This is a genomic window from Lysinibacillus sp. Y5S-8 (assembly GCF_036894365.1).
GTDB classification, from domain to species: Bacteria; Bacillota; Bacilli; order Bacillales_A; family Planococcaceae; genus Lysinibacillus; species Lysinibacillus fusiformis_D.
On the sequence record NZ_CP145889.1, the window covers coordinates 2,420,636 to 2,445,576 of the forward strand.

General features: G+C 36.0%; 24 protein-coding genes and 1 pseudogene. 6 read left to right on the forward strand and 19 right to left on the reverse strand.

Annotated features, from left to right (window positions below; translation table 11 throughout):
- Positions 1 to 44 precede the first annotated feature (44 nt).
- From V6670_RS11780 to V6670_RS11790, 3 genes are all read right to left on the reverse strand, one after another.
- Positions 45 to 1,043 (reverse strand): hypothetical protein, encoded by a 999-nt coding sequence (locus V6670_RS11780; protein ID WP_141905806.1) that lies wholly within the window; start codon positions 1,041 to 1,043, stop codon positions 45 to 47.
- Entirely contained in the window at positions 1,030 to 1,380 is a 351-nt protein-coding gene (locus V6670_RS11785; RefSeq protein WP_141905807.1) for a PadR family transcriptional regulator, read from the reverse strand. The genes V6670_RS11780 and V6670_RS11785 overlap by 14 nt, the downstream gene beginning before the upstream one ends.
- Positions 1,381 to 1,793: 413 nt before the next feature.
- On the reverse strand, positions 1,794 to 3,875 hold the full coding sequence (locus V6670_RS11790; RefSeq protein WP_338651214.1) for a serine hydrolase domain-containing protein: 2,082 nt from the start codon (positions 3,873 to 3,875) through the stop codon (positions 1,794 to 1,796).
- 574 nt (positions 3,876 to 4,449) lie between these two features.
- Here V6670_RS11790 and V6670_RS11795 point away from each other — a divergent pair.
- Together V6670_RS11795 and V6670_RS11800 are read left to right on the forward strand one after the other, a co-directional pair.
- Positions 4,450 to 4,971: a YwhD family protein gene (locus V6670_RS11795; RefSeq protein WP_338651216.1), complete on the forward strand. Its 522-nt coding sequence runs from the start codon at positions 4,450 to 4,452 to the stop codon at positions 4,969 to 4,971.
- Positions 4,971 to 5,207: a ferredoxin family protein gene (locus V6670_RS11800; protein WP_338651217.1), complete on the forward strand. Its 237-nt coding sequence runs from the start codon at positions 4,971 to 4,973 to the stop codon at positions 5,205 to 5,207. The genes V6670_RS11795 and V6670_RS11800 overlap by 1 nt, the downstream gene beginning before the upstream one ends.
- Positions 5,208 to 5,468: 261 nt before the next feature.
- Here the strand turns inward: V6670_RS11800 and V6670_RS11805 are convergent, their stop codons facing one another.
- The 4 genes from V6670_RS11805 to V6670_RS11820 all read right to left on the reverse strand — a co-directional run bounded on the left by V6670_RS11805 (position 5,469) and on the right by V6670_RS11820 (position 8,274).
- Positions 5,469 to 6,287: a radical SAM protein gene (locus V6670_RS11805; RefSeq protein ID WP_338651218.1), complete on the reverse strand. Its 819-nt coding sequence runs from the start codon at positions 6,285 to 6,287 to the stop codon at positions 5,469 to 5,471.
- Between the two features lie 29 nt (positions 6,288 to 6,316).
- The gene (gene adaB / locus V6670_RS11810; protein ID WP_338651220.1) at positions 6,317 to 6,850 is read right to left on the reverse strand and encodes a methylated-DNA--[protein]-cysteine S-methyltransferase; all 534 of its coding nucleotides are present in this window, start codon (positions 6,848 to 6,850) and stop codon (positions 6,317 to 6,319) included.
- Positions 6,834 to 7,472, reverse strand: a complete 639-nt coding sequence (locus tag V6670_RS11815; protein ID WP_338651222.1) for a bifunctional transcriptional activator/DNA repair enzyme AdaA — start codon at positions 7,470 to 7,472, stop codon at positions 6,834 to 6,836. Before V6670_RS11815 ends, adaB begins: the two co-directional genes overlap by 17 nt.
- 88 nt (positions 7,473 to 7,560) lie before the next feature.
- A complete protein-coding gene (locus V6670_RS11820; RefSeq protein WP_338651223.1) occupies positions 7,561 to 8,274 on the reverse strand; it encodes a 2OG-Fe(II) oxygenase in 714 nt (237 codons plus the stop codon).
- A gap of 156 nt (positions 8,275 to 8,430) precedes the next feature.
- On the opposite strand from V6670_RS11820, the pseudogene V6670_RS11825 reads away from it, so the two are divergent.
- Positions 8,431 to 9,341, forward strand: a pseudogene (locus V6670_RS11825) (DNA-3-methyladenine glycosylase).
- A gap of 601 nt (positions 9,342 to 9,942) precedes the next feature.
- Here the strand turns inward: V6670_RS11825 and V6670_RS11830 are convergent.
- Entirely contained in the window at positions 9,943 to 10,821 is an 879-nt protein-coding gene (locus V6670_RS11830; protein WP_338651224.1) for a LysR family transcriptional regulator, read from the reverse strand.
- Positions 10,822 to 10,925: 104 nt separating this feature from the next.
- Between V6670_RS11830 and V6670_RS11835 the strand changes: the two genes are divergently transcribed.
- A complete protein-coding gene (locus V6670_RS11835) occupies positions 10,926 to 11,693 on the forward strand; it encodes a sulfite exporter TauE/SafE family protein (protein ID WP_338651225.1) in 768 nt (255 codons plus the stop codon).
- Between the two features lie 300 nt (positions 11,694 to 11,993).
- Here V6670_RS11835 and V6670_RS11840 read toward each other — a convergent pair whose 3' ends face one another.
- From V6670_RS11840 to V6670_RS11890, 11 genes are all read right to left on the reverse strand, one after another.
- The gene (locus V6670_RS11840; RefSeq protein ID WP_338651226.1) at positions 11,994 to 12,290 is read right to left on the reverse strand and encodes a 3-isopropylmalate dehydrogenase; all 297 of its coding nucleotides are present in this window, start codon (positions 12,288 to 12,290) and stop codon (positions 11,994 to 11,996) included.
- A 59-nt stretch (positions 12,291 to 12,349) separates the two neighbouring features.
- The gene (locus tag V6670_RS11845; protein ID WP_338651227.1) at positions 12,350 to 12,865 is read right to left on the reverse strand and encodes a hypothetical protein; all 516 of its coding nucleotides are present in this window, start codon (positions 12,863 to 12,865) and stop codon (positions 12,350 to 12,352) included.
- A 204-nt stretch (positions 12,866 to 13,069) separates the two neighbouring features.
- A complete protein-coding gene (locus V6670_RS11850) occupies positions 13,070 to 14,323 on the reverse strand; it encodes a DUF4179 domain-containing protein (protein WP_338651228.1) in 1,254 nt (417 codons plus the stop codon).
- Positions 14,320 to 14,820 (reverse strand): sigma-70 family RNA polymerase sigma factor, encoded by a 501-nt coding sequence (locus V6670_RS11855; RefSeq protein ID WP_338651229.1) that lies wholly within the window; start codon positions 14,818 to 14,820, stop codon positions 14,320 to 14,322. The genes V6670_RS11850 and V6670_RS11855 overlap by 4 nt, the downstream gene beginning before the upstream one ends.
- Before the next feature lie 156 nt (positions 14,821 to 14,976).
- A complete protein-coding gene (locus V6670_RS11860; protein WP_338651230.1) occupies positions 14,977 to 15,213 on the reverse strand; it encodes a hypothetical protein in 237 nt (78 codons plus the stop codon).
- A 222-nt stretch (positions 15,214 to 15,435) separates the two neighbouring features.
- Entirely contained in the window at positions 15,436 to 16,875 is a 1,440-nt protein-coding gene (locus V6670_RS11865; RefSeq protein WP_141905816.1) for a PLP-dependent aminotransferase family protein, read from the reverse strand.
- A gap of 133 nt (positions 16,876 to 17,008) precedes the next feature.
- The gene (gene hemL / locus V6670_RS11870) at positions 17,009 to 18,301 is read right to left on the reverse strand and encodes a glutamate-1-semialdehyde 2,1-aminomutase (RefSeq protein ID WP_338654600.1); all 1,293 of its coding nucleotides are present in this window, start codon (positions 18,299 to 18,301) and stop codon (positions 17,009 to 17,011) included.
- Positions 18,302 to 18,483: 182 nt separating this feature from the next.
- Positions 18,484 to 19,026, reverse strand: a complete 543-nt coding sequence (locus V6670_RS11875) for a pyridoxamine 5'-phosphate oxidase family protein (RefSeq protein WP_058843546.1) — start codon at positions 19,024 to 19,026, stop codon at positions 18,484 to 18,486.
- Between the two features lie 1,023 nt (positions 19,027 to 20,049).
- Positions 20,050 to 21,048, reverse strand: a complete 999-nt coding sequence (locus tag V6670_RS11880; protein ID WP_141905736.1) for an NADP-dependent oxidoreductase — start codon at positions 21,046 to 21,048, stop codon at positions 20,050 to 20,052.
- A 31-nt stretch (positions 21,049 to 21,079) separates the two neighbouring features.
- Positions 21,080 to 21,424 (reverse strand): metalloregulator ArsR/SmtB family transcription factor, encoded by a 345-nt coding sequence (locus tag V6670_RS11885; protein WP_036126183.1) that lies wholly within the window; start codon positions 21,422 to 21,424, stop codon positions 21,080 to 21,082.
- Between the two features lie 173 nt (positions 21,425 to 21,597).
- On the reverse strand, positions 21,598 to 22,194 hold the full coding sequence (locus tag V6670_RS11890; protein WP_141905737.1) for an SCO family protein: 597 nt from the start codon (positions 22,192 to 22,194) through the stop codon (positions 21,598 to 21,600).
- Positions 22,195 to 22,778: 584 nt separating this feature from the next.
- On the opposite strand from V6670_RS11890, the gene V6670_RS11895 reads away from it, so the two are divergent.
- Together V6670_RS11895 and V6670_RS11900 are read left to right on the forward strand one after the other, a co-directional pair.
- On the forward strand, positions 22,779 to 23,114 hold the full coding sequence (locus V6670_RS11895) for a DUF485 domain-containing protein (RefSeq protein ID WP_058843543.1): 336 nt from the start codon (positions 22,779 to 22,781) through the stop codon (positions 23,112 to 23,114).
- Positions 23,115 to 24,668 carry a cation acetate symporter gene (locus tag V6670_RS11900; protein WP_338651231.1) on the forward strand — a complete coding sequence of 518 codons (1,554 nt, stop codon included), beginning with the start codon at positions 23,115 to 23,117 and terminating at the stop codon, positions 24,666 to 24,668.
- Positions 24,669 to 24,941: the final 273 nt, after the last annotated feature.

Consider the following 24,941-nt stretch of genomic DNA (forward strand, 5'->3'; position numbering starts at 1 on the left):
GGTGTAGTTAATGGATAGTTACATAAGGGCTGCTCTTTTATGAATTAACGGATTCGAGCCTTACGGAATCCATCGAAGATACTGAGTGTTGCAGATAAAATGAATACGATGATGACGCCACCGACTATCCATATTTCCAATTGCTTAGTTGTTATGGTAAATAATTTACTCATGTACGTTATAAATTCTTGGTTCATAAAATTTGGATTGCTTAAGATAACAATGAATACAACGGTTGCGAAAAGTTCAACAATAGTATTAAAGATTGCCATTTTTTTCGTCCATTGCCCTTTCAATAATTTATAGAGAGCTAACCCAATTTCGAGAGCGATGACAGCGATAACAATTGGCCAATAACGAAGTAAAACATCCTGATTGAAAGCTGGCATTACGAATTTGAGGCCATCACCACCGCCTTCATATATACCTACAAGGTGATTTGCATAAAAATAAAGAGTTGCCCAAATGGCCGTCCACATTAAATAGCCAAATACTTCAAGCTTCGTAATCGCTTTTTTCTTTGGAATATAAATAATGTTTTTCAAATCTTCAGGGGTCCATTTTGTTAGGTTTGCTGACAACGGATGCTGATCTTTTCCTTTATCTGTTCGTTCAATAATGACGAATACGAGTGTTAGCCAGAAAAAGACATGTATTCCTACTTCGATGATTCTCCATATTCCTTCACCCATAATCGTGAGGACGGCATTAATAATCACTTCTTCCCCACCAAAACCAATAAAGTATTCGGCAATAATCGAAATTAACGCAATGACAGCGGCAATTGGGACAATCATTTTTAATAACGATAAATATACATCAAAATAGCGTGGGCCAATTAAATGCATTGGTTGATCTCGATAGCCACTCGCTAATGCTGCTGGGTTCCCTAATTTTTCAAGTACATCCTTTACATCATCCTCACTGTAATCGTCAGGTAGCATATCCTCAATGGTTGATCGTAACTCAAGTGCGATATCCTCACGATTTTTTTCAGGCAGCCTCCGAGTGACCTCTTGAATATAAATCTCAGTCAGATTCATCTTGATCATCATCTCCTTTTAGTAACTCATAGAGTTCTTTTGAATTGTTAATCCATTCTCTTTTTAATTGCAAAAATACCTCTAATCCATAGTCACTTAATACATAATACTTACGCGGTCTACTCTCTGATGTATCCCAGCTGCTCGTCACTAACTCTTGTTTTTCTAAACGGCGAAGCAATGGATATAAGGTACTTTGATCGATGTTAATGCCCGCTTCCTCTAATAATTGAACAAGTGAATACCCATACTGGGGTGTTCGTAATTGACTTAAAACGGCTAATGTCAGCGTTCCTCTCCTAAGTTCTGTCGTTAATGAATTCAGTAACGTACTCATTCACTCACCTCAATTCCACTTACTATATGACATACACTGTATAACTTATACTATGTATCGTACACTATTGTTGTTACAACAACAAGCAAATTCAAATACCCTTGTAAGAAATAACATGAAAATGATTTAAAAGGGTGCATAAAAACAATGTTTATATTCTTTGTTAAGAAAACTAAAAAAGCCCAATTTCTCTGAATTGTAGGAGAGAAATTGGGCTTTGACTGCTACACAAAACTTGCCGAACTGTTGCATAAGAAAGATTCTTAGTTAAATTTTATTTTAAATAAACGAGTTTAGTTTAAAATGATCAGTCTTTATAGAAAATTATACGAATGATATTTAAACAGCATACGTGATTCGGATCATCCTGGCTTCATCTAGTCAATACTAAACATTTTTGTGTAAGTCCATAGCTAGTTCAGTGTGATGGCAAACTCCGAGTTCGGCGCACCAGCAAATACAACCGTTCCATTCTTCGGTAGCTTTACTTTGTTATTGCCGCTTACAACGGTAAAATTGACGCATACTCCCTTCTCATCATAAACCGCAAACGAACTGTTCGATGGCAATTCCACGTTCATTGTTTTCCCAGTTATCGCTTGTGGGATCGTAAACCATTTCGCATGTCCTTTTGCTTGCAACGTTACTTTGGATGACTGCCCTGTATAAAGCGGTTTTACGTTAGTTCCACTTACGTATAAAAATCCGTACATTTCCATATATTCATTCCCGCTTTCAGTATAGAAACGAGTCTCTGTCGTATCACGGCCATTCATCACTGGGATTTGAAGCTGATGCGCCGACATGTTTGGACCTATGATTTTTCTGCCCTCCCAATAGCCCGCTAGGTCTTCCTGACGATTAATTTGTTTGGTAAGCAGCATTGGTATTAGATATTGAGCAGAACTATATTTTTCGTTCACAAGATAGAACTTCACGCCCTCCCGTTTCTTCCATGCAGCAGCAGTCTCCTTCGATAGTACATTATCTTCAAGCTTCTCAGCTAAATATTGAGTCATTGCAACTTGCCCAAAACCTGGTGCTGTTTGATAGGTGCTCTCTTTTAAATAAGTACGTCCATTCTTCTCAGTGACGAAGTTGAGCTTGGATGTACCCTCCTCATTAATAAAGCTTCCATTTGCAGTATATACATACTTTTCTTCGGGATTAAGGGATAAGAACAGATTTCCGTTCTTCATAATTTCAAGTTTGAAATGACTGAAACTATTCCCGTAAAAGCCTGCTTTTTCTACTAGATCTTGAGGCATCTGAGTCGTTACTGGCTTGCCAAAGGATTTGTTTGGCTTAATATCCTTAATTGTGCCCTTCTCTTTAAGTGCAGCAAGCAGTAAGTCAGTCGCCATCAGTTGATTTGTAACACTACTACCGCTGGATGACACCACAGCAGCGGCCATCTTCTGTTCTGGTAGAACGACCAGTGTCGCATGTTGTAATATTGTGTCACCGCCCTTAGCCAAACCCTTTATCCCATATTCACTAAATGGATATAGTTTCACACTATCCCATCCAAGACCATAGTTGAAAATATTATCTCCATCCTCTGGCCACATTCCTTTTTTATATTCCTCTTGCTCCATAGTCTTGACTGCCTTATCAGAGAGAATTTCTTTTCCCAGTCCCATAAACAATTGTGAGAACCTCACCATATCTTCTGCTGTCGAAGAAATCCCTCCCGAACCAATCAAATTCACTGATTCAATAGGAAGTTGCCCTTGATATGATGGAAAATAAAGTCCAGCCCGTTTATCGTCTGCCCATTTATCCTGCGGTGTTTTCGTATTTTTAAGCTCTAGGGGCTCTGTAAAACGTTGATGTAGAAATTCGGTGAAGCTCATACCGCTAACTCTTTCCACCAAAATCTCGGCCAGCGTATAGCCGTCATTACAGTATACTGAGAACGCGCCAGGCTCTGCCTTTAAGCTCTGGTTTGACAACTGCTGTAACAAGGTATCATGGACATAGGTATCATTATCTTTAAATAAAATTGCATTACTATACACAGTTCCTTGTAAGCCGGAGGAATGGTTCAACAGCATACGCGGTGTAATGCGTTTGTATCGTTCATCCTCCATCTTAAAATCAGGAAGATAGTTAACAACAGGAGTATCTAAATCGACTTTTCCTTCATCGACCAATTTCATCATAGCCGCTGCTGTATACACTTTACTGACCGATCCAATTCCATATTGGGTATCTTTGGTTAGAGACTGTTCCCCTTTTAAATTGTCCTTGCCTTTCTGACCCGACAAAATTAGCTTGCCGTTATCAATTAACGCATATTGCACGCTAGCCGTCCCATAGGATTCCGTGAGTAGCGCAGCCTTCTCTGCTGCAATCTTCTCCAGTTTTTGATTAGCTACAACTTGATTAGCTACAACTGTAGTCTTATTGTTAGAAAACGCCATTGCCCCTGTTGGCAGGAACATCGTTAGCGCTAATGTAGCAGCTAATACCCTAGATAGTTTACTTTTCATAACAGAATTTCCTCCTTAGATAAGCAATTGATTTCATCGCTTACGGTTATTTGGACCAAAGAGTTCTCTTTGTTGTCCTTATTAGCAGTATACTTCAATAAAACCAAATTTAGGAAAAATAAAGTAAACAAAAGGGAAAATTTATAGCAACTGCCTTTCGTTTATTAAAGGATGAATAACTGTATTATAGTTAATTTACCAGTACATAACATTTCAGACGTTAGTCTGAAGACAAGTAATGAGATAAATTGTATATTTTATTTATACTTTTTAACTATAAAAGTATTAGGAAAAATCCTAGACAACCATTACGTATAGATAAAAAATACTACTAAAACGTTCAAGTACATTTATTTGTAAAAAACTATACGTAATGCGTTTGTTCTATTGGCGTCAGAAAAATTATCAATCTGTATAAATTAAAGTCCAATGATTTTTTTATGTCATTTTAGCTTTATGCAAATATTCAGACCGTTGACTAAATTTATCTGTCAATCAGTGATGTTTCTAAATTGGGGCATTGTATTAAACATTTATTAATGAAGGGATATAAAAGTGTGTAGAGGTGATTTCTATGAAAAAGAAAATGCATTTTACAATTTTAAGTAACGATTCAACAGACGGAGATGGCGGTTACGGAGTAGGAACCCTTGATTTAAATAATGTAACGTCGATTATTATAGATTGTGAAAAAGAACAGGTGTTTATAGATTTAGAAGCCTTACATGGACGAAGTATAATCGAGAAAAAAGTTCGTTTTTCCTCTGATTTAGCTCATGCTAGTGACGATTATTATCGTTATTGGATAGTTTGGGTAGCTATTCAAATGTCTCAAAATGGTCCTTATTATGCGGGATGTACTGCAAGTGAAGTACGGGTATCAAAAGAAGTACGACGTATTAAACTTGGCTATAAATCTTTGCCAGAACAAGTAAATTATTTAGATAAGGCACTTAAAGGGAAAGTTCTCTTGAAACATGTAGATAGTAATTCAAAAAAACTACTTTATCAGTTTTTATCTGAATTTAATGAAGACTATTGGAAATACTCACCTGAAGAATTAAAACAACAATTGTCTGTATGGGAGGATTTATAATGGCATTTGTAATTACAGAATTATGTAGGGATGAAAAAGCTGCTGTCTGTTTGGATGTCTGTCCAGTAAATTGCATTGTTATGACAGATACCCAATATGTAATTAATCCTGGTATTTGTATTGATTGTGGAGCTTGTGAATTAGTTTGTCCAGTAGAAGCTATTTTTTTTGAAGATGAATTGCCTGCTGAATATGATTCAGCAACCCTGCTAGCTCTCAATCATTTTCGAAACTAAAATGGATTAGGATTTTATAATTCATATCATAATAGTGCCGTTTGCCCAAAACACCCTCCAGACTTTTTTCACCTTTACAATATTATGCTAAGCAATTTCCTATCTAAAAAAAGTCGGATTCCTAGACAATAAGAAATCGACTTTTTTATATGACTATTTACAATCCCTGCAAACTAATAGTCGTTCGCATGTATGAATTATTAGGTACAACAATAAGGAAAAATATTAAAAAATGCTGGTTTCCTTTTACCCATCTTAACGCTAGGGTTCAAAACCCTTCTGGCTAATGAAAAGTTCTTCTTCCGAAAAATACTGCCTCATTCGTTTATAAACCATTTGATAGACGGATGGATGATACCATTCTTCCATTTCCAGTTTTCTATATAGCGCCTGTAAGCCCATCTTGTGTGTGCGTTTACCACCGCGTCCGTCCCCCATAAAATAATCGTCAATACATACTCGGTTAACCAAGGGACGCAATATTTCTGCAAATCGCTCAGTACTTGGTAGTAAGGGTGCGATGGCAACCTGTGCAGGAATACCAAATTCAGCAAGCTGTTGGAGTGTTTTAAGCCTTGCTGAAATAGGCGGTGCATAGGGCGTAAAATGCTTGCGAATATCTTCCCTATCCGTCTCTATGGTCATACTTACCCGTACTTTATCTTTTAAAAGTTGCAGTAAATCGATATCTCGACTTACAAGTGGGCTTCTAGTCTGTACTAATAGGAAGTCAGGGGGATCTTCTACCATAACTTCAAGTAAAGATCGCGTCACTTTTTCCTTATGTTCTATTGGTTGATAAGGGTCTGTACTTGATGACATAAAAATGGTTACATTCCCTTTTTCTTTGGCGCGATGGAGCTCCTTTTGTAATACATGCGCAGCTCCGTTTTTAACATCGACCCAATACCCCCACTCACCTTCTCTGAAAAGAGATACAGGCATTTCACGTACATAACAATAGGAACAGCCAAATGAACAGCCTGTATAGGGATTTAGTGAATGCGTATAGCCAGACAGAAAGCCAGTTCCTTTATTTAGAATGGTTTTCGGATTTTTATAGAATATTTCATGTTTCATAATGGCCCCCATTCATTGTACGGCAATAATTATTCATTATTTGATGAAGCTCGCTTTTCAAGATCCAGGAGCAATGTCTTCATTTCTAATCCACCCCGATAGCCAGTTAAAGAGCCATTCTTCCCTGTTATGCGATGGCAAGGTACCGTAAGTAATACTGGGTTAGCCCCAATAGCCGCTCCTACAGCACGAACAGCAGCTGGTTTATTTATAGCATTTGCAATATCGGAATAGGATTTCGTCTGCCCATAAGGTATTTCACAAAGTGCATCCCAGACGGCTAGCTGAAATGGCGTACCTACGTACTCAAATGGAACAGTAAAGGTTTTCCGCTTTCCTTCTAGATACTGAGTAATTTCAACAACATAAGGTTCAAGCATTTCATCATCTTCCACAAGAGTACTTTCTGGAAAGCGTTTTCTTGCCCATTCGACTAATTCCTCGAATGGTTTGTTCTGTGAACCTACAAAGACAAGCCCCTTTGAAGTTGACGCAATATATAATTGCCAATCCTTAAACTTTAGTAAAGACCAATATAGGCTTGAATTATTCTTTGTTTCCATTGTACTTCTCCTCCACTTTACTCATTTGACGAAATTGTGTTGGCGTCTGTCCCGTTTTCTTTTTAAATAAAGTAATAAAATAAGGCGTATTAGCCATCCCCACAAATAAAGCGATATCTCCAATCGCTTTATTTGACTGAATCAAATACTTTTTAGCTGCGTGTACTCTAACTTCCTGTATATATTCAACTGGCGTCATGCCTTTGATCTTTTTAAATGTTCGATGCATATGATACGGACTTCCATGACAAATATTTGCTAACGATTCTAGCGTTAATTTTTCTGTGAAATTTTTATCAATGTATTCCGTAATTACATCCACCCACTCGCTATCAGGCAGATTTTCATTAGTGGGCTTGCAACGTTTACAAGGGCGAAAATTTGCTTGGAGGGCTTGTTCTGCGTTTGAAAAAATGCATACATTTTCTTTTTTCGGAACGCGAGATTTACAGGATGGTTTACAGAATATCCCTGTCGACCTTACAGCGTAGAAAAATTGGTTATTGTACGCTGCATCATTATTTATAATGGCTTGCCACTTTTCCTCTGTTATCATTTCTACTTCATTTATCATTCTAGGATAATGGCTCTCTCTATGTCCGTTATCGATACTATCCGACATTTATCTCACCTCTCCTTACAATATACTCTCTATAAATTCAGAATGGACAATTCTAGGAATAGAATAGCAAAATATTGAAGTTTAATTTTTACTTAGAATCGTGAAAAATGATTCCAAGTCCGTAGCGTTCTCCAGCAGTAACTGTGCTTACTCCGTGACGAACCGTATTTTTGTAATATCCTTTTTTACCTAAAACAGGTCGATGGTGAGTAGGAAAGATTAGCGCACTGCCTTGTTCTAAAGTAATGACATGCCCTCTACTCTGAGCACGAGGAATTTGTTCCACTAATAGAGATTCTCCACCACAAAAGTCTTGATCTCGTTGATTTAATAAAAATACTACTTGAAACGGGAAAAATATATCACCATATAAATCTTGATGTAAACAATTAAATCCGCCTGTTTCATACTTTAATAGTAAAGGTGTTGGTCTCGTTTGATTATACTCTTTACAGGTGTTCAAAAAATCTTGAAGTTGTTCTGGATACTGTTCTGTCTTCTTTAAATAGCTCAGCCACCGATTAGCTGTTTTTGCTAATGCCAAATAAAAAGACTCTCTTAAATGTTGGATGATATCAGGTAATGGATAAGAAAAATATTTGTACTCCCCATTCCCAAAGCGATATCTCGTCATATTGATCGTCGTTCTGTATGACTCTTCCACACCATACATGTCTATGAAGAATTCACACTCCTCCTTTGTTAAAATCACAGGAAGCTTTGCAAATCCTTGCTCATCTAATTCATGTTGAATGGTCTCCCAATCTAAGCTCTCAACACGTGTTTTTATATGTTGGACCATTTTTATACCCTCCTTTACATTCCTGATAACTAACACTATAACCTCATAAATAGAAAAAAATAAGGAGTTGAGAATGTAAGAGCAAGATAACAAAATTAGTAAGGGCTATGATGTGATAAAGTAAAATTACTCTTAATAGGACGAGGAGAATGAAAAGTGACATGGTATGAAATCAATGATGATATTGTTATTACGTTACCTACAATTTTCGACATGGATGCTAACCTAGGTTATTTAACAAGGGAAAAAAATGAATGCATGTACGAAATAGAGAACAATATCATGATAAAAGTTATAACTATTGGGAAAATTCAATCCTTAGTACAGATAAGCATAATCAATAATAAAGAAATGGTGATTCAATTCCTAAATGATTCTAAACCTATTGAAAAGTGGAAGCGGCAAGAAATTGTAACATATATTCATGAATGGTTTGATCTCGATAATGATTTAACGTCATTTTATGAAATGGCAAAAGCAGACCCATTACTTAAAATGCCTGTCCAAAAATTCTATGGATTACGAGTGATCGGCATTCCCGATTTATTTGAAGCTTTATGCTGGGGAGTTTTGGGCCAACAAATTAACTTAGCCTTCGCGTACGCCTTAAAGAGGCAATTGGTAGAAAAATTTGGCGATTTCATTGAATGGAATGGTAAAAAATATTGGGTGTTCCCTTCATACGAACGAATTGCACAATTAACTCCTGCTGACCTAGCAAATATTAAAATGACGGTAAAAAAAGTGAATATATCATTGGCATTGCAAGATTAATGGCAAGTGGGGAATTATCGAAGGAAAAATTAATGGATATGAACTTTAAAGATGCTGAAAAAAGCTTAATGAAAATACGAGGAATCGGCCCTTGGACAGCCAATTATGTTTTAATGCGCTGCCTCAGGTTCCAGACGGCTTTTCCAATCGATGATGTAGGACTCATTAATTCGATAAAACGATTACAAAATATGAATCGAAAGCCGACGAAAGATGAAATCCTGGAATTATCGATGCCATGGAAAAACTGGGAATCCTACGCAACCTTTTATTTATGGCGTGTCCTTTACTGAATCATTACAACTATCAATTAAAAGAAAATGAACTTTAAAGCGAATTCTTGTAGTTTTAATAAAGTTTGCTTAAACGAATGTTAAAAGTGATTTGCGAAAAAAATCAAGAAGCTGGTTATTTCAATAAAATAACCAGCTTCTTTTTACTTTTTGTTCAAATAAAAATTTCAAAAATTCAATCGCAGTCAAATGGCAGCCTTCCACCTTATCAATCGTTATTTTATATTTTATTTCGATTTTCGCAAATTATTTTCTCCCAATCATTTTTCATCGATGCAATCTTTTCATTAACTTATACTTTATCCAGAAGATTAAGTGCACTACATTCTTACTTACGTTTTATCTACTATGTTCGTGTTTTATTGCAAATCAAAAGTGTCTAGACGATGGAGAATTCGCATTTCACCTTTAAAAATACGAACAATTAACAATGTATAATATTATAAAGTTCGTTCTTTATTCTCTCTACGATTTTTAGCAACAATCGCTGCTACCTATATATTACCTAACACTTTTTCTCCACACCCTATTGGTTAAATAAAGTCACCCTAAACAGCATTATAAATAATGCCTATTGTTGTTCACGATTTTAGAGGTTAGTTTAAGCATTTAAATGAGTTTTCAAAAACTGAATAAATGGTTGCTCGATTAAATCAGATTTCCGCGAGCATATAAATAAACCTTGCTGAATATCGGCCTGTTCAACATACACTTGAGCTAGTTTCCCGTTTGTTATACTTTCGACCACACTATAGGACGGAGCTAAAGTCATACCGTATCCTGCTTCCACTACTTTAATGGATTCATGTAAGCCTTGCATTTGAAGTCCTAATTGAGGTAATGGCGCATTAAACGTGTAAAAAATGGACTCCAATAAATCGAGTGTCGAGCTGCCACGTTCCCGATATATAAAATCTTCGTTCGATAATTCATAAATAGAGACCGTTTGATTGGCTAAAGGATGTGAGGGATGGACTATAAACCAAAACGGGATATCTAATACCTTTTCAAACTGTAAATCGGTATGACCCATTTTACTTTGAACGACAAAACCAAAATCTACTTCATAATTCAGAACTTGTTCTGCCACAGCTTGAACATTGCCTAACGATACAACAAATTCTATATGAGGATGAGCAAGCTTGTATTTAGCAATGATAGGCGGAAGTATGTAATTAATAGGGATATAAGACGATGCAATATGTATTTTGTCTTCCTTGGCTAAAAATTTACCAAGCTTTTCATCGATTTGTGCTTCTAAGTAAAATAAACGCATGCCTTGCTCGTATAAAAACTTCCCCTCTGGCGTTAATTGGATTCCACGCCCTTTGCCTTCAATCAATTTAGTTCCTATTTCATTCTCCAATTTCCGAATTTGTATCGTAACAGCAGGTTGACTCAGTAGCATACTATTCGCCGCTGCAGTAATTCCTCCAAGCTTGGCTACATTCGTAAAGATTCTCAATGCATGTAAATTCATTCTATTCACACCTTTCTATCCATAAATTTTATTTATGAATAAGCAATAATTATATATTTGTTTTATGTATAGTTTATCAGTAATTTAAGTATAGAGGTGATTGGATGGAAATTTTACTACAGGAATGGTTATCAGTAAAAGGATTTATTTTATTTACAATTGGTTTACTCGCAGCCATAATAGGAGTTTTGTTCGGTGCAGCAGGCTTTATTTTGATGCCTTCATTGTTACTCGTTGGCATTCCAATTCATACAACTGTCGCCGTTAATAAATTTGCGACAGCAATATCGGCCCTATCAAATGTTGTTTCGTTTGTTATAAAAGGACGTTTATCTTTAAAAAAATATTTTTCTTTCATGATCGTTTCTAGCTTAGGAGGAGTATTTGGGGCATTATTAGCAATCCTTTTATCTGAGCAAATCATGAATGTAGTCGCTTGTATAAGCTTAATTTTTGCATTTATAATTGTCCTTTGCAGTAATAAATGGATTGTAAAAGATGTAAAAGAAACAGAGGAACAACCCATTAACAAGGTCATTCCATTTGCCATTTCAATTTATGACGGAGGTTTTGGACCAGGCTCAGCTCTTATGAATATAACCTATTTCTTGAAAAAACAATACAATTATTTAAAAGCAGTCGAATTAACAAGAATAATCTCGTTGTCAAGCTGTACAGGTGCTTTTCTCTTTTATTATTTTACTGGCATTGTTAATTGGGGAATTGCTATTCCTGTTTCAATTGGCTCTATTGTTGGCTCTTTCTTAGGCTTAAAGATTATTCCGTACATCCAAACAAAATGGGTTCAAATTATATTACCAATCATTTTTTTGTTCTTACTTGTTCAAGTTGTAATGGATTTAATGAAATAGGTTAATTTGACGAGATTTTATGGTTAAGTTTATGAATAGTAAACCTCACGCCAACTTATTCTAAGTTAATAATCAATACCAATGCAGAGATAAAATACTGCTTCTATTAGACAAATAATTTTAGTGTTAATAGTATTTGCATAGGTTTTATTTATCTACCGCCACTCACATTTATCATTTCTCCAAGGGTGTAATTTGAAGCATCAGATGAAAGGAAAGCAAAAAAATTATTCAACTAAACTGTATTAAAAGACAAAGAGCTGTCTATACAACTCAATAATCGCGTACCCCGATAGTTAATCATATGATTCTACTACTATTATATTTTTTGATGATAGTAACGAAAATCGCCAGAATAAATACAATAAAACTATTAATGAGTAAATAGTAGACCATATTCAATCCATAGAATAACGCAAAGGGATCACGAATAATAAATAGAGCCAATACGCTACCTATTTCACCAAATACTCCTGCTAGAAGTAAAATGATGAAAGCAGCATTATATAGATTTTTCCTTTTTTTGAAGACTAGAAACCCAATCACATTTGCAACAACGATCAAAAAGCCTAAGAGTATGAAGAAAAAACGTTCCATTCAACTCCCTCTTTTCAAAACGATTTCATCATGGGATAATTATCCCTTCCCCTTGATTATTAAAGTGGTCCACCCTCAAAACCAATAGGCCAACCATTTTCTTTAAATTTCACTTTATACTGAAATTCAAAGTGACCCTCATAAATAAAAGCTAAACTAAAGCCTGAAAATACATAACCATCAAAGTTAGCCATATTTCCAAAACTTATTGTAGATAAATAATAGCTCTCCATTTCATGATTAGGGAAAAACTTATGCAAATACTCTAATGCGCAGCTTATATGTAAATGGAGTTCATCGAAAATTCTTTCTGCTAATTCGATTATCCCCACTTCAGGATTTTCATTATTTCCTTGTATAATAATCTCCACATCTTCCCATTCGCCAATATTCATACTGTATAACCACTGTTCCTGAATAAGATACTTCTCTTTATCGTATACAGGGGGATTGACTAGGTTTATTTTTTTGATCTTGTCTTTAGTAAATGGTTTAGCAAGAATAAGCTTATTATGCAAAATGTCTTTAATATTAGAGACGATATATTTTGATTTGTTTAATTCTAAAGAGTCCATTTTCCACCTCATAAAGTAAATTCACCTTAAATTATAACATCATCCCTCTACAACTAACCTACACCATAAGTTCAATATAAGAGCCTATTTAACCTATCCTCTATTATACTACCAAGTTGGTCAGAAAAAACTACTTCTGATCATAGCTAGCGAAAATAGTAAAACAGCTGTTCAAAAAGGTTCGTCTTTTTGAACAGCTGCATTTTATTGCAATGGAATCTTCACTTCAATATTTTTTGCAATAGGATTGGCGTAATAGTTCAAATATATTTTTGCCTTTCCATTATATTCTTCAAATCGCGACGTCTCCACTACGTATTGCTCATCTCGTGAAATCGAAATACCTGTGAATTCTAGCATCGTACCATTTTCTTTGATTGCATCAGAAAACATTAAATATTTGCCTTGATTTTCCTTATTAATCTTAACTGATACACTTTGCTGGGCTGTGAAAATGTCCCCATTAAAATAATTAGGCTTCGTCAGTATTTCTTTTGTGCCAAAATCAACTTCGACAAAATCCTCACCCTTTGGCACAGCTTGAACCGCTCCAATCATTACCGTTAATGACGCTGGATCATCGAAATAATTACTTTGCAAATAGATCGTATATTTGCCATCGCGTATATTTCCGCTTATTGATATGCCATTAATGCTATCTCTGCGCTCACCGCTTTCTGTCATGACGGCAACATCATCCAGCGCTAATATTTGCATTGTATTTTCTTCGGCTACCTCAATATCAAGTGCCACTTTTAATGGAGAACGGCGAATTTGTGTAATCGTAAATTTCTGCCCATTGATATCTATCGTACGATTCGCAGTAAACGTTTTTTCCTTTGCGATATCATTTTTTAGTGAAAACGGTAAAGTAATTTCAATATTACCTTTCTCTTCATCATGAAAGTGAAAAACTGCTTTAAAATCCTTTGAAGTATAGGCGATAGGCTCTAAAAAATTATATTCCACTGATGAAGAAATGTATGTTTGATCGCTTTCATTCTTAGTATACGTACAGCCACATTCAATCTCATCATCCCCTTGGAATAATTGAACTCTCTCTAAGTTTAATTTTGAAATATCAAATGAGGCATTGGCGTCATAGAACAGTACAATTCCCGAATTATCGGCAATCACGCCTTGCAATGTAAGTGATAGGTCATTTTTAGATTGCGACACATTGATTTCTTCATAATATTCATGATCCACAATATCTTTTATTCCTTTATCTATTGCAATCGCTGATACAATTGCTTGAAAGCCAGGTATTTTTGCAATTTGGCTAGCAATCGTTGGGGAAACGCGAATTGAAAAGATAAGACTTAAGCAAAGCATGGAGATGAATGTAACCGAAACAATGCGCTTCTTTATTCTTTTTTCTCGTTGAACTTTCTGAAACATGTCCCTTCGAACTTGTTGAAGTTTCTCCTTTGGAATGTCAATCAATGGTTTACTCATAGCCAGTCCTCCTTTTCTCTAGCAAAGTTTCTAAGTTTCTTTAATATGTAATGAAGCTTAGATTTTACAGTACCCTCAGGAATTTGATTTAGCTCAGCAATTTCTTTATTTTTTAGTTGCTGGAAATATTTCATATAGACGAGTTGCTGCTCCGACAAAGATAAATGTTCCAATAACCTCTCCATATCTGAATAGATGACCCATTCAGATAGGTGGTGTTCCTCAATTGGAACAGTGGATTGCCGTTTTCGTAAATGGTCTTTACAACAATTGATTAAGACGCGCACAAGCCATGTTCTGGCATATTCGTGCTGTTGAACGGTATGCATTCTTTTGAGTGCCTTGTAAATAAGATCCTGCATCACATCCATAGCGTCTTGCTCATTTTTCATATATGTAAAGGCCATGCGATATAAAATATCCTCATCCATTTCAATAAGTGAAAGTATCGCTTCTCGATCTCCACGTATAGCACGCTGCTCTAATTCAAATTTCATCTTTTTTCGCCTCCTTCCCTCATTAGACTCAATATTGCTTCATTTCGTTCAAAATTTTTGAAACTTTTTAGGAAACTGTTATTAAAAATATAATTTTCTAAATGACGATTAGCTGAATATCTTTGATAGGCTTATCAGATAGAAGCTGCTAATTTTTCACAGATGCTTTTCATTGGAAGATGTTTTTATTTCCTTTTTCAACACATCTCCCCCAGTAACATAAGAAGCGATTGCTCTTCTTGAACAATCGCTTCTTCCCCTTACCTGTATGTATTGGAAAAATGAAACACCATAATGAATCATCCATTTATCTTGTTTTATTGCCTTAGCTATTTTTTTGATTAATTCTTCAAGTTCTGCTGATTGATATTCGACATTGGCTTCACTCACCATCTTTAAAAATTGTCTATGAAAGCTCGGTGGTATCAAGGTTATTCCCCAATAGGCGAGACTTTTAAACGGTCTATTTGTGTTGTGGGCGAATGTTTCAACGTGATGTATTTTTCACTAAAAACCTTAGAAAGTTATACAAGAAATGATTCCAAACTCGTGAATGTATGACATAGTATCACTCCACCCATTTCTATAATAATTTCCTTTATGACCCGCTAATTATTACGTTTCTTGCAAGAGGATTTTTGCAAGACGAAAAATACCTTCCTCAATTGCTAACTCATCCATTTTAGCAAATCCGAGTACCCATCCTTTTCGATTATTTTCTAAGCAATACTTACTAAGTGGATAAACACGTATCCCCTTTTCGAGTGCGAGGTTCGTCATTGCTTCTTCATCAAACGATTCTTCCGCTTCAAGAAGCATATGCAAGCCCGTTTCAATGCCACTTAGCTTGAAACGTTCCGCTAGTCCTGACGCTATGATTGCCTTCGTCATAGCTTCATGTCTACGTCGATAGACATTTCTTGCTCTCCTCATATGACGCATAAAATGACCATGCTCAATAAAATGAGCAAGTGTTAATTGCTCCATAATTGGGAGATGTCGATAAGTTAATTGTTGTACTTGTGCAAGTTGGCGAATGGCATCTTTTGGACCAATGACAGCCGAAATTCGTATGCCAGGAGCAACCATTTTAGAAAAACTCATCATATATAATGTGTTTTGGGGTTGTTGGCTAAACAAGGTAGGAAGCGGGCCACCCCGATACCTAAATTCACCATCATAATCATCTTCTACAATCCAAAATTGATCTTTCACAGATTTTTGCAGCAATTGTTGTCGGCGTGGCTCAGACATAATGACCCCAACCGCACATTGGTGAGAAGGTGTAACAAAAACGAGCTTGGTTTGTGGATGAATAGAATCCACTTGTATTCCGTACTCGTCAACAGGTACAGCAATAACATTCATGCGCCGATATTTCATGGTCATCCAGGCAGCAGGAAATCCTGGATCTTCAACAGAAACCGTTTCTCCTTCCTTTAAAAGGGCTTGGGCAATCAGATCGATGCTATGCTGTGCGCCAGTGGTTAAGATGATTTGGTCAATATCTACATGTACACCTCTTTCAAATGTCAGGTAACGTTGAATCTGTTCACGTAGCGGTGTAAAACCGTAGGCATCGCCATAACCCCAATGGGTCAGATCTGTTTCTGCTGAAGCCTGTAAAAAAGATTGTCGCCAATTTTTTCGGAAATGCTCGTCCAAATACGGCTCATGGGGGCAAAAATCGATTGCAACGTTTTGATTTGCTTTACCTCTAAACCAACTGTTTAACTCATCAACTGCCGAGTTTAATAAAGGTAATACTGGCGTAGATGGTCCCTGAAGAATGACCTCTTCTGACGAGTTCTTTTTATATCCCCATTCACTTACCCTTGTTCCACCACGCCAATTTGTCACGGTATATCCACGACTAAATAATTCCTCATAAACAATTTGTATAGTTGAGCGTGAAACACCTACTAATAAGGCGAGTTCTCGGGATGGAGGAAGCAACTCGCCTGGTGGCCATTTTCCTGTTGTAATATGATGAATAGCTTGGTCAAGTAACTGCTGCCATATAGGATTTTTATCGTCTCGGTTAACTTTTAACATTCAATTCACTTCCAATTAGAATAAAGATTGTTAAATTAAGTGAAAATTAATAGTTTCGTACAGTCAATCATTATTATACTATCAAATCGATAATTTTATAGGAACAGGATGGTTTTAGTATACTTTGCTTCATCTAAACAAATGATAGTATTCTTTTAAATGCTACATCTGCAGCATGAATCGTTCTATCAATATCATGTATGGAATGGGCAGTCGATATAAATATGCTTTCATATTGAGACGGAGGTAAAAGTATACCCTGTTTAAGCATTTCCCTATAAAAACGACAAAACATCTCGGAATCTATTTTTTGAGCATCATCAAAATTTTGTAAAGGATGATCGATGAATGCGTATCCAATCATTGTCCCAGCTTTTGTTGTTTTAAGGGGGATATTATAGTTATGAGCTACTTTGGATAAGCCTTGAATAAGTCTATTAGATAACCTTTCTATATACTCGTAACTGTCAGGATTTAATTTATTTATTGTCGTATACCCCGCTACCATCGCTATTGGATTACCTGATAAGGTTCCAGCCTGATAAATATTCCCTTCTGGAGCGATTTGATTCATAATCTCTTTTCTTCCACCATATGCGCCAACAGGCATCCCTCCACCAATGATCTTACCTAAACAAGTTAAGTCTGGTTTTATGTTATAAAGCCCCTGAGCAGAATGATAATCTATCCGAAAGCCAGTCATGACCTCATCAAGTATAAATAGCCCACCATATTTTGTAGTGAAAGAGCGTATCGCTTGAAGAAATTCAGGATTAGCTGGTATTCCTCCCATATTGCCTGCAAATGGTTCTACTATAACGGCTGCAATTTGTGAGCCATATTTATCAAATATTTTCTTCAAGGCTTCGATATTGTTATAGGGAATGGATATTGTATTTTTAGTTATCTCTAAAGGTACACCTAGACTATCAGGAAGGCCTAATGTAGCAATTCCTGACCCTGCCTTTACTAATAGATGATCACTATGTCCATGATAGTTTCCATCAAATTTCACAATCATGTTTTTGCCAGTAAAGCCTCTAGCTAGTCTAATGGCGCTCATTGTCGCTTCTGTACCTGAGTTAACCATTCGAATCTTCTCTATGGAAGGAATCCGAGTAGCTATTAATTCAGCTAACTTATTTTCTTGTAAAGTTGGCAATCCAAAACTTTTCCCACTATGAATGGCTTCAAGAAGTGCGCCTAAAACCTCCTTATCTGCATGTCCATGAATTAATGGTCCCCAAGAAAGAACATAATCTATATAGCTATTGCCATCAATATCATAGATTTTCGAGCCTTTCCCATGGCTAATAAAAATGGGCTCCATCCCAACTGATTGAAATGCTCTTACTGGGCTGTTTACGCCACCAGGCATAAGCTTTTTTGCTATTTCAAAGGCTTCTATTGATTTCATTGTATTTATTTTAAAAACCGCCTTTCTTATTGAACGGTCTTAGCATAACGTATTACGGATTGATAAAAAACATCCAAAAATGCGAATTTTAACAGTCCATAAAGTAGGTACACTAAAAAACCACTAACCCTAGATGACTAGGGTTAGTGGTGCTTAAAGTGATTTGATTTACCAAGTTCTGAAAACCAGTACTATGTATGTGGGATTTTTTCAATATTGAACATTTCCCCTAGTGCAATTGGATTTTCTTTCGCGGTAATATGTTGCGGAACAATTCGGTAAACTTGAACCGGCCCTCCGAAAACAGCTGATCGATATTTATCCACATGTTGCTGGGATAAGGGACGATTATAGTAACCAGGTACATATTTATTTATCATTTCTTGCAACATATGTGTCGCTTCATTTAGATCGACGATGGGTTGAGCCTTACCAAAAACCATGACACTCATATAAGCGGTGTCCGTTTTAGCGGGTACTGGATTAGTAATCGTTCCATATTCTTCGCAAACTGTAAAGCAGACCTCTGGATTCTCTTCCATCACTTGATTTCGTCTCCCGCCAGTGGCTCCATGGAAATAAAGCACCCCATTTGTCCACACAAAATTAAGTGGGATAACATATGGCAAATGACCGTCAACCATACCTAGATGCCCAATGCGAGCTTGCTGCAAAAATGTATCTATTTTGTTCTTGTCCAACACTTCTCTTACTTTGTAACGTACCTTAACCATGGTTATCACTCCTACTTGTAGTATGATGTGATTTTATCAACCTTTGGATTGAATAAAAACGTCCATAATTATAGCAATCAAGCAATCCATTTTCAGCGGAGCGTTAAATTTTAAAAATTATGATTAACTATTAGCTGGTATAGTTCAAAGTTTTATTATGTGTAAATTAAATGAGAGTGAAATAATGCTCAGTGCCATTGTTTCATATTAGTCATATTTAGTTACAGAAAAATTCTTTATTCAAAAAAGTGAAATGGAGTTTGCTTTCTATTTCACTTTTTTATCATTTAATTAGCTAAATAGGTCTCCACTTGCCTTCCCCGTCAGCACCAGAAAAAAGCTGTCTGAAATGGCAGCTTTTTTTCTGGTGTAACTATGGTTTTTTATAAGTTATCTATTGCTTCCTTTCCTTTCTTCCAATATTGCGAATTCGCCCCACCCCGCTTTGTATTACGTGTCCATTTCTTAGTAGGTGGGCTAATGTCAATGTATCAAGATTGGTTAGCAGGAAAGTTCGATTGTTCATTAGAGGAACTCACAAAGTCCATCAGTCGAATGATGATACAAGGGCTACAATCTTATACGTTCAAATAAAGTACTATTTACTGCAAAAAAAAAGCTGCAATCACAGCTTCTTTCATATTTACCCTTATACTAACATCCGCTAGCTTTTGGCAATAAACACTTGCATAAATTGCTTAATGAATTTGAGCTTGTAAGAGGAAAATCTATTTATGCCAAAATATTGACTACTCATTACATTTAGTAGTCAATATTTTCCATCATAAATGTTCAATGTAAATTCAGCGAAAAAACAACGAAGGAATCATCAAGATCGAAATATCATTTTCTAGCATAGGCATTTTTGGAAGCATGTGCCAACACCATTATATTTTCCTTCACCATGTCCATATTAAGCGTGGTCAACTCCGAAACTAGTTAAATTGGCTATTGAGTAAGAAGGAAACACCTCTCTTTACATTTAATAATTCAGTTCAATAGCAACCGAGATAGCTTAGATGACTACTTGATTTTCACAATTATCTTCCCCTTTGCCCTTCCAGACTCAGCATATTCCATCGCTTTTTGAGCTTCTTCAAATGTAAAAGTTCGATCAATGACGGGTTTGATTTTACCAGATTCAATATAGTCCGCAATTATACGTAATTGATCACCGCTTGGCTTCATAAATAAAAAGGAATATTGCACATGATGCTTCTTTTCAAGTGCAGTCAGTTTATAACTTGCCGCTGAAAATAATAGGGTTTTGAAAAATCCTGAACCATTTTCTTTAGCAAAACGGGCATTTGGCATGCCAGAAACAGAAACAATTTTCCCTCCATTTTTGATGATCCCGAAAGATTTTTCAAGCGTCTCACCCCCAAGTGTATCAAAGACGGCATCATAATTTCCCAATATTTCTTCAAACTTTTCCGTCTTGTAATTGATCACTTTATCTGCACCAAGAGATGTGACTAAGTTTGCACCAGCTTCACTAGCAGTTGTTGCTACTGTGGCACCCATTACTTTAGCCAGTTGAATAGCAAAAGTACCTACACCACCAGACCCTGCATGAATTAAAATCTTTTGTCCTTTTTGTAAGTGCATGATGTCATGTAATGCTTGATATGAAGTTAACCCAACGAGAGGGATGGATGCAGCTTCCTCAAAGCTCAAGTTTTTAGGTTTTAGGGCTATATCATCTTCATGTATTGCGATAAATTCGGCAAAAGTACCGATTTTACTTTTACGTGGACGTGCATATATTTCATCGCCTACTTTAAAACGAGTTACTTTTGTGCCAACCTTTACCACAACTCCCGAAAAATCATTTCCAAGGATTAGAGGCATTTTATATTGGATTAACAACTTCACTTTCCCATCGCGTATTTTAAAATCAATAGGATTAATACTAGCGGCATGAATTTCTGCAAGTATCTCATATTCACCAATTTCAGGTGTAGGTATTTCTGCTAACCGCATCGGGGCTTTGCCATATTGATCGATAACCATTGCTTTCATCGTTTATTCCTCCAATTAACTTATCGTATTCTCAATAAAATTCCTTTAACAGCGTCTCAATATCCGTAACAAGTGTTTTTAGTAAACCTAATTTTGTACGTATATCTATATAATAAAAGTTTTTTGTCCCTTCTTTACGCATTAAAATAACACCAGCATCACGTAAAATTTTAAGGTGATGTGACACAGCAGGTCTAGACAGATGGGTTTGTTCTGTGATTTCGCCTACACGTAATCCTGTTTGACAATCCGTAGCCATTAAAACAAGTAAAATAGATTGACGTGTTTCATCACCAATGGCCAATAGTACCTTTTGACAGTTGATAAAATTTTCTTTAATGGTGTGTAGTTGGTCCTGTTTAGTCATGTAAATAATCCCTCCTTTAATTAGTTGAATAGTTTAAGTTATTGAACCATCCTATGGATACAACCATAAAGTACAATGCTATTCTGTGCAATATTGAGAAAGAAAATCGAGACGAATCCAATCTTTGGAGGCGAATTCTTTCTCGACAACAAAAAAACACAGAAGTCACATGGACCTCTGTGTTATTTACTTTCCTTAATGAGTGCCTTCATATCTCCAACAATAGTTTCAACTGGTACGTTTGTCGCGCCATCATAGTCTTTTACAACTGTGCCGTCTGCGTTCACTAAATAATAGCTCGACATATGTATGACTTGGTCTGAGTTTGGATCATTTTTGACTAATGAATTGAATGATTTACGTGCAAATTGTTCGATAAATTTTTGTTGATAGCCCGTTAATAGCTGCCATTTGCTTTCATCGACAACATTATACGTATTTAAATAGTTCGTTAATACCTCAGGCTTATCCACCTCTGGATCTACACTAAATGCGACAATTTGATAATCCTCAAGGCCTTCATCCTGTAGTGCTTGCTGGACCTCTGTCATATTAAATGTCATTGGCGGACAGATTGTCGTACAGTTTGTAAAAATAAACATTGCTAGCCAAGGCTTACCTTTTAAATCTTCTAGGCTCACTTGTTCATTTTTTTGATTAATTACATTGAAATCTTGAACCTCAATGTTTACAGATGGCTCAAATTTGTAGCTTCCGCAAGCAGCTAAAATGCTGCTGAATGCTAGAACTAAAACGAGCAGTATACTTTTCTTTTTCATTTGTGGTACCACTTCCCTTCATTTCATCACCTTATTTTATTCATTCTAGAAGCCAAATACAAGATAATGGACTTACACCTAGATTGCTATTTGTATAACATGTGAACATTAACTGATTCTGGTATTTCATTACACTACATTTTCCAAATGACACATCCTTTTCAAAATTTTTTTGAAAGCTTTTTTTTATTATTTTCGTTATTTCCCAAGAGAAAGAACAGTTGTTATATAACAAACTATTTCTACCTTTTACACTTCTCTGAGTTTTAATAGAAGAATAATAAAATACAGAAAATTCTCTTTTGTGAATATATTTTCTCCTACATTCAACTTTATCAGCAACAAATTATTTCAATAATATTATTTCACTCGAAATTCTCGTTCTCTTTAATACCATCTTATTCTATTAAACACTTAATATTTCTATGTTATTTCTACGTAACTAAAATGACTAAAAATTATAAAAACTCAAAATTTAGTATTGCATTATAAGAATATCACCCATAAAATAAGTGAATATAACGACGAAAGAAAAAGAAATATGTCGTTTAAAACAGAAATATATAACTTTAGGGGGAATAATAATGGCGAATGTTTCTAGTGAAAAACAGGCTCAATCAATTGATTATCATGCAATTGAGGCAATGGAATCGTTTAATACCTTTGTGAAAAAGAAAAATACCTTTCTTTTCTCGATTACAGCAGTGTTTCTAATTCTTTATATTTTGCTTCCGATCCTTGCCTTCCAACCTGTACTACAACAAAAATTGTTCGGAAATATTACGGGTGTATGGGTATATTCTGCAGGGTTATTTATCATGACCATTGTGCTCTGTACAGTATATGTAAAAAAAGCTGCTTCATTCGATAAAGCTGCAGCTGCTGTGCTAGCCGAGTATCATGCGAAAGGTGGTAACTAAATGAATATTGTATCTGTAGGTTTCTTTTTAGCCATTGTTGGATTAACACTTGTCGTTACCTATATTGCAGCAAAACGCACTTCCTCGGCAGCTGATTTTTACACAGCTGGCGGTGGATTAAAGGGGTGGCAAAACGGCTTTGCGATTGCTGGTGACTATTTATCAGCAGCTGCCTTTCTTGGGGTGTCTGGTGCGATTGCCTTAACTGGTTTTGATGGTTTCTTCTTCTCTGTTGGTTATGTTGTAGCAAATTTAGTGCTTCTTTATGTCATTGCTGAGCCTATGCGTAATTTGGGGCGTTACACATTAGCAGATATGTTAACGGCTCGTTTTAATGAAAAACGAATTCGTGGCGTGGCTGCATCTGGTACGATTATTATTGTGATTCTTTATATGATTGCACAGCTTGTAGGTGCTGGTGCATTAATTAAACTACTATTTGGAATTGAATATTGGATTGCTGTGTTAATTGTCGGCGTTATGATGACAACGTATGTATTGTTCGGCGGCATGACAGCAACTTCGTGGGTACAAATTATTAAAGCAAGCTTGTTATTATTTGGGACAGGTCTATTAGCGGTATTAGTGTTAATGAAATTTGATTTCTCTCTTATGAAAATGTTTGACACAATTGCAATGGATCATGGGGAAGAATTCCTTGTGCCTGGGATTAAATACACAAGCACAATCGACTCCGTTTCGATGATGATGGCTTTAGTTTTAGGAACATCAGGTTTACCACATATTTTAATGCGTTTCTTTACTGTAAAAGATGCCAAGACAGCACGTTCTTCTATTTCTTGGACAACTTGGATTACAGCTATTTTCTTCTCACTTACGATCTTCTTAGGGTTCGGTGCGCTAAACTTTGTTGGATTAGATCAAATTCTTGCTGAAAGTAAGGCTGGTAATACGGCTGCCCCACTTCTAGCGCATTATTTAGGCGGAGATGTCTTGATGGCATTTATTGGCGCCGTAGCCTTTGCGACGATTTTAGCTGTTGTGTCAGGCTTAGTGTTAACGGGGGCTTCTGCTATTTCTCATGATATTTATGGAGAAATCATAAAAGGAGGGAAATTAACTGAAAAGCAACAGGTTGTAGCTGCACGTACAGGCTCTATTTCGATTGCGATTGTGTCTATTATTCTTGCATTGTTTGCCCAAAGCTTAAATGTTTCGTTCCTAGTATCCTTTGCCTTTTGTATCGGTGCCTCAGCCAACCTACCTGTGATCCTTTATACAATCTATTGGAAGAAATTTAATTCCACAGGAGCTGTAACAGCTATGGTAACGGGTTTAGTGTCCTGTTTAATCTTAGGCGCAATGGGACCGAATGTCTGGAGCCCCGTTGAAGGTGCAGCCATCTTTGTTGGTCAACCGCTTGTACCACTTGCTGTTCCTGCGATTATTACGATTCCATTAGGCTTTATTGCTGGGCACCTTGGTACAGTTTTGACAGCTAGCAAAGTACCACAGGAAGAAGCTGAACGTATTTATCAAGAAATTCGTGTGAAAGCGAATACAGGCGTATCTGTTTCTGATGTTTCTCATTAATATTTATTCACCTCTTGCATAATGAATTACAATTCAAAAAATGCAAAAAAATAGGCAAAAAATTCGATTTTCCATCGAGTTTTTCGCCTTTTTTGTTATTCAATATCTACTAATTTATTTATCGAACAATACTATTTCTCTTCCAAAAAACAGAAAAAATCCAATTCCCACTAGGTAAATGGTGTTTAATTTTAATTGAAAAAACAAGATTTTCTTGTAAATTTACCCTTCTCTTTTTGTCAAGAATCTAGATTTCCCTTTGCTTTATTTATT

Excerpts from the sequence above, each read along its gene's own strand:
- V6670_RS11855 (WP_338651229.1), bottom strand. The coding sequence starts at position 14,820 with ATGAAATTTGAATTAGAGCAGCGTGCTATACGTGGAGATCGAGAAGCG.
- V6670_RS11795 (WP_338651216.1), top strand. The coding sequence starts at position 4,450 with ATGAAAAAGAAAATGCATTTTACAATTTTAAGTAACGATTCAACAGAC.
- V6670_RS11835 (WP_338651225.1), top strand. The coding sequence starts at position 10,926 with ATGGAAATTTTACTACAGGAATGGTTATCAGTAAAAGGATTTATTTTA.
- V6670_RS11875 (WP_058843546.1), bottom strand. The coding sequence starts at position 19,026 with ATGGTTAAGGTACGTTACAAAGTAAGAGAAGTGTTGGACAAGAACAAA.
- V6670_RS11800 (WP_338651217.1), top strand. The coding sequence starts at position 4,971 with ATGGCATTTGTAATTACAGAATTATGTAGGGATGAAAAAGCTGCTGTC.
- V6670_RS11805 (WP_338651218.1), bottom strand. The coding sequence starts at position 6,287 with ATGAAACATGAAATATTCTATAAAAATCCGAAAACCATTCTAAATAAA.
- V6670_RS11850 (WP_338651228.1), bottom strand. The coding sequence starts at position 14,323 with ATGAGTAAACCATTGATTGACATTCCAAAGGAGAAACTTCAACAAGTT.
- V6670_RS11860 (WP_338651230.1), bottom strand. The coding sequence starts at position 15,213 with ATGGTGAGTGAAGCCAATGTCGAATATCAATCAGCAGAACTTGAAGAA.
- V6670_RS11780 (WP_141905806.1), bottom strand. The coding sequence starts at position 1,043 with ATGAATCTGACTGAGATTTATATTCAAGAGGTCACTCGGAGGCTGCCT.
- V6670_RS11785 (WP_141905807.1), bottom strand. The coding sequence starts at position 1,380 with ATGAGTACGTTACTGAATTCATTAACGACAGAACTTAGGAGAGGAACG.
- V6670_RS11820 (WP_338651223.1), bottom strand. The coding sequence starts at position 8,274 with ATGGTCCAACATATAAAAACACGTGTTGAGAGCTTAGATTGGGAGACC.
- V6670_RS11790 (WP_338651214.1), bottom strand. The coding sequence starts at position 3,875 with ATGAAAAGTAAACTATCTAGGGTATTAGCTGCTACATTAGCGCTAACG.
- V6670_RS11900 (WP_338651231.1), top strand. The coding sequence starts at position 23,115 with ATGAATATTGTATCTGTAGGTTTCTTTTTAGCCATTGTTGGATTAACA.
- V6670_RS11865 (WP_141905816.1), bottom strand. The coding sequence starts at position 16,875 with ATGTTAAAAGTTAACCGAGACGATAAAAATCCTATATGGCAGCAGTTA.
- V6670_RS11890 (WP_141905737.1), bottom strand. The coding sequence starts at position 22,194 with ATGAAAAAGAAAAGTATACTGCTCGTTTTAGTTCTAGCATTCAGCAGC.
- V6670_RS11815 (WP_338651222.1), bottom strand. The coding sequence starts at position 7,472 with ATGTCGGATAGTATCGATAACGGACATAGAGAGAGCCATTATCCTAGA.
- V6670_RS11845 (WP_338651227.1), bottom strand. The coding sequence starts at position 12,865 with ATGGACTCTTTAGAATTAAACAAATCAAAATATATCGTCTCTAATATT.
- V6670_RS11830 (WP_338651224.1), bottom strand. The coding sequence starts at position 10,821 with ATGAATTTACATGCATTGAGAATCTTTACGAATGTAGCCAAGCTTGGA.
- V6670_RS11895 (WP_058843543.1), top strand. The coding sequence starts at position 22,779 with ATGGCGAATGTTTCTAGTGAAAAACAGGCTCAATCAATTGATTATCAT.
- V6670_RS11840 (WP_338651226.1), bottom strand. The coding sequence starts at position 12,290 with ATGGAACGTTTTTTCTTCATACTCTTAGGCTTTTTGATCGTTGTTGCA.
- V6670_RS11880 (WP_141905736.1), bottom strand. The coding sequence starts at position 21,048 with ATGAAAGCAATGGTTATCGATCAATATGGCAAAGCCCCGATGCGGTTA.
- adaB (WP_338651220.1), bottom strand. The coding sequence starts at position 6,850 with ATGGAAACAAAGAATAATTCAAGCCTATATTGGTCTTTACTAAAGTTT.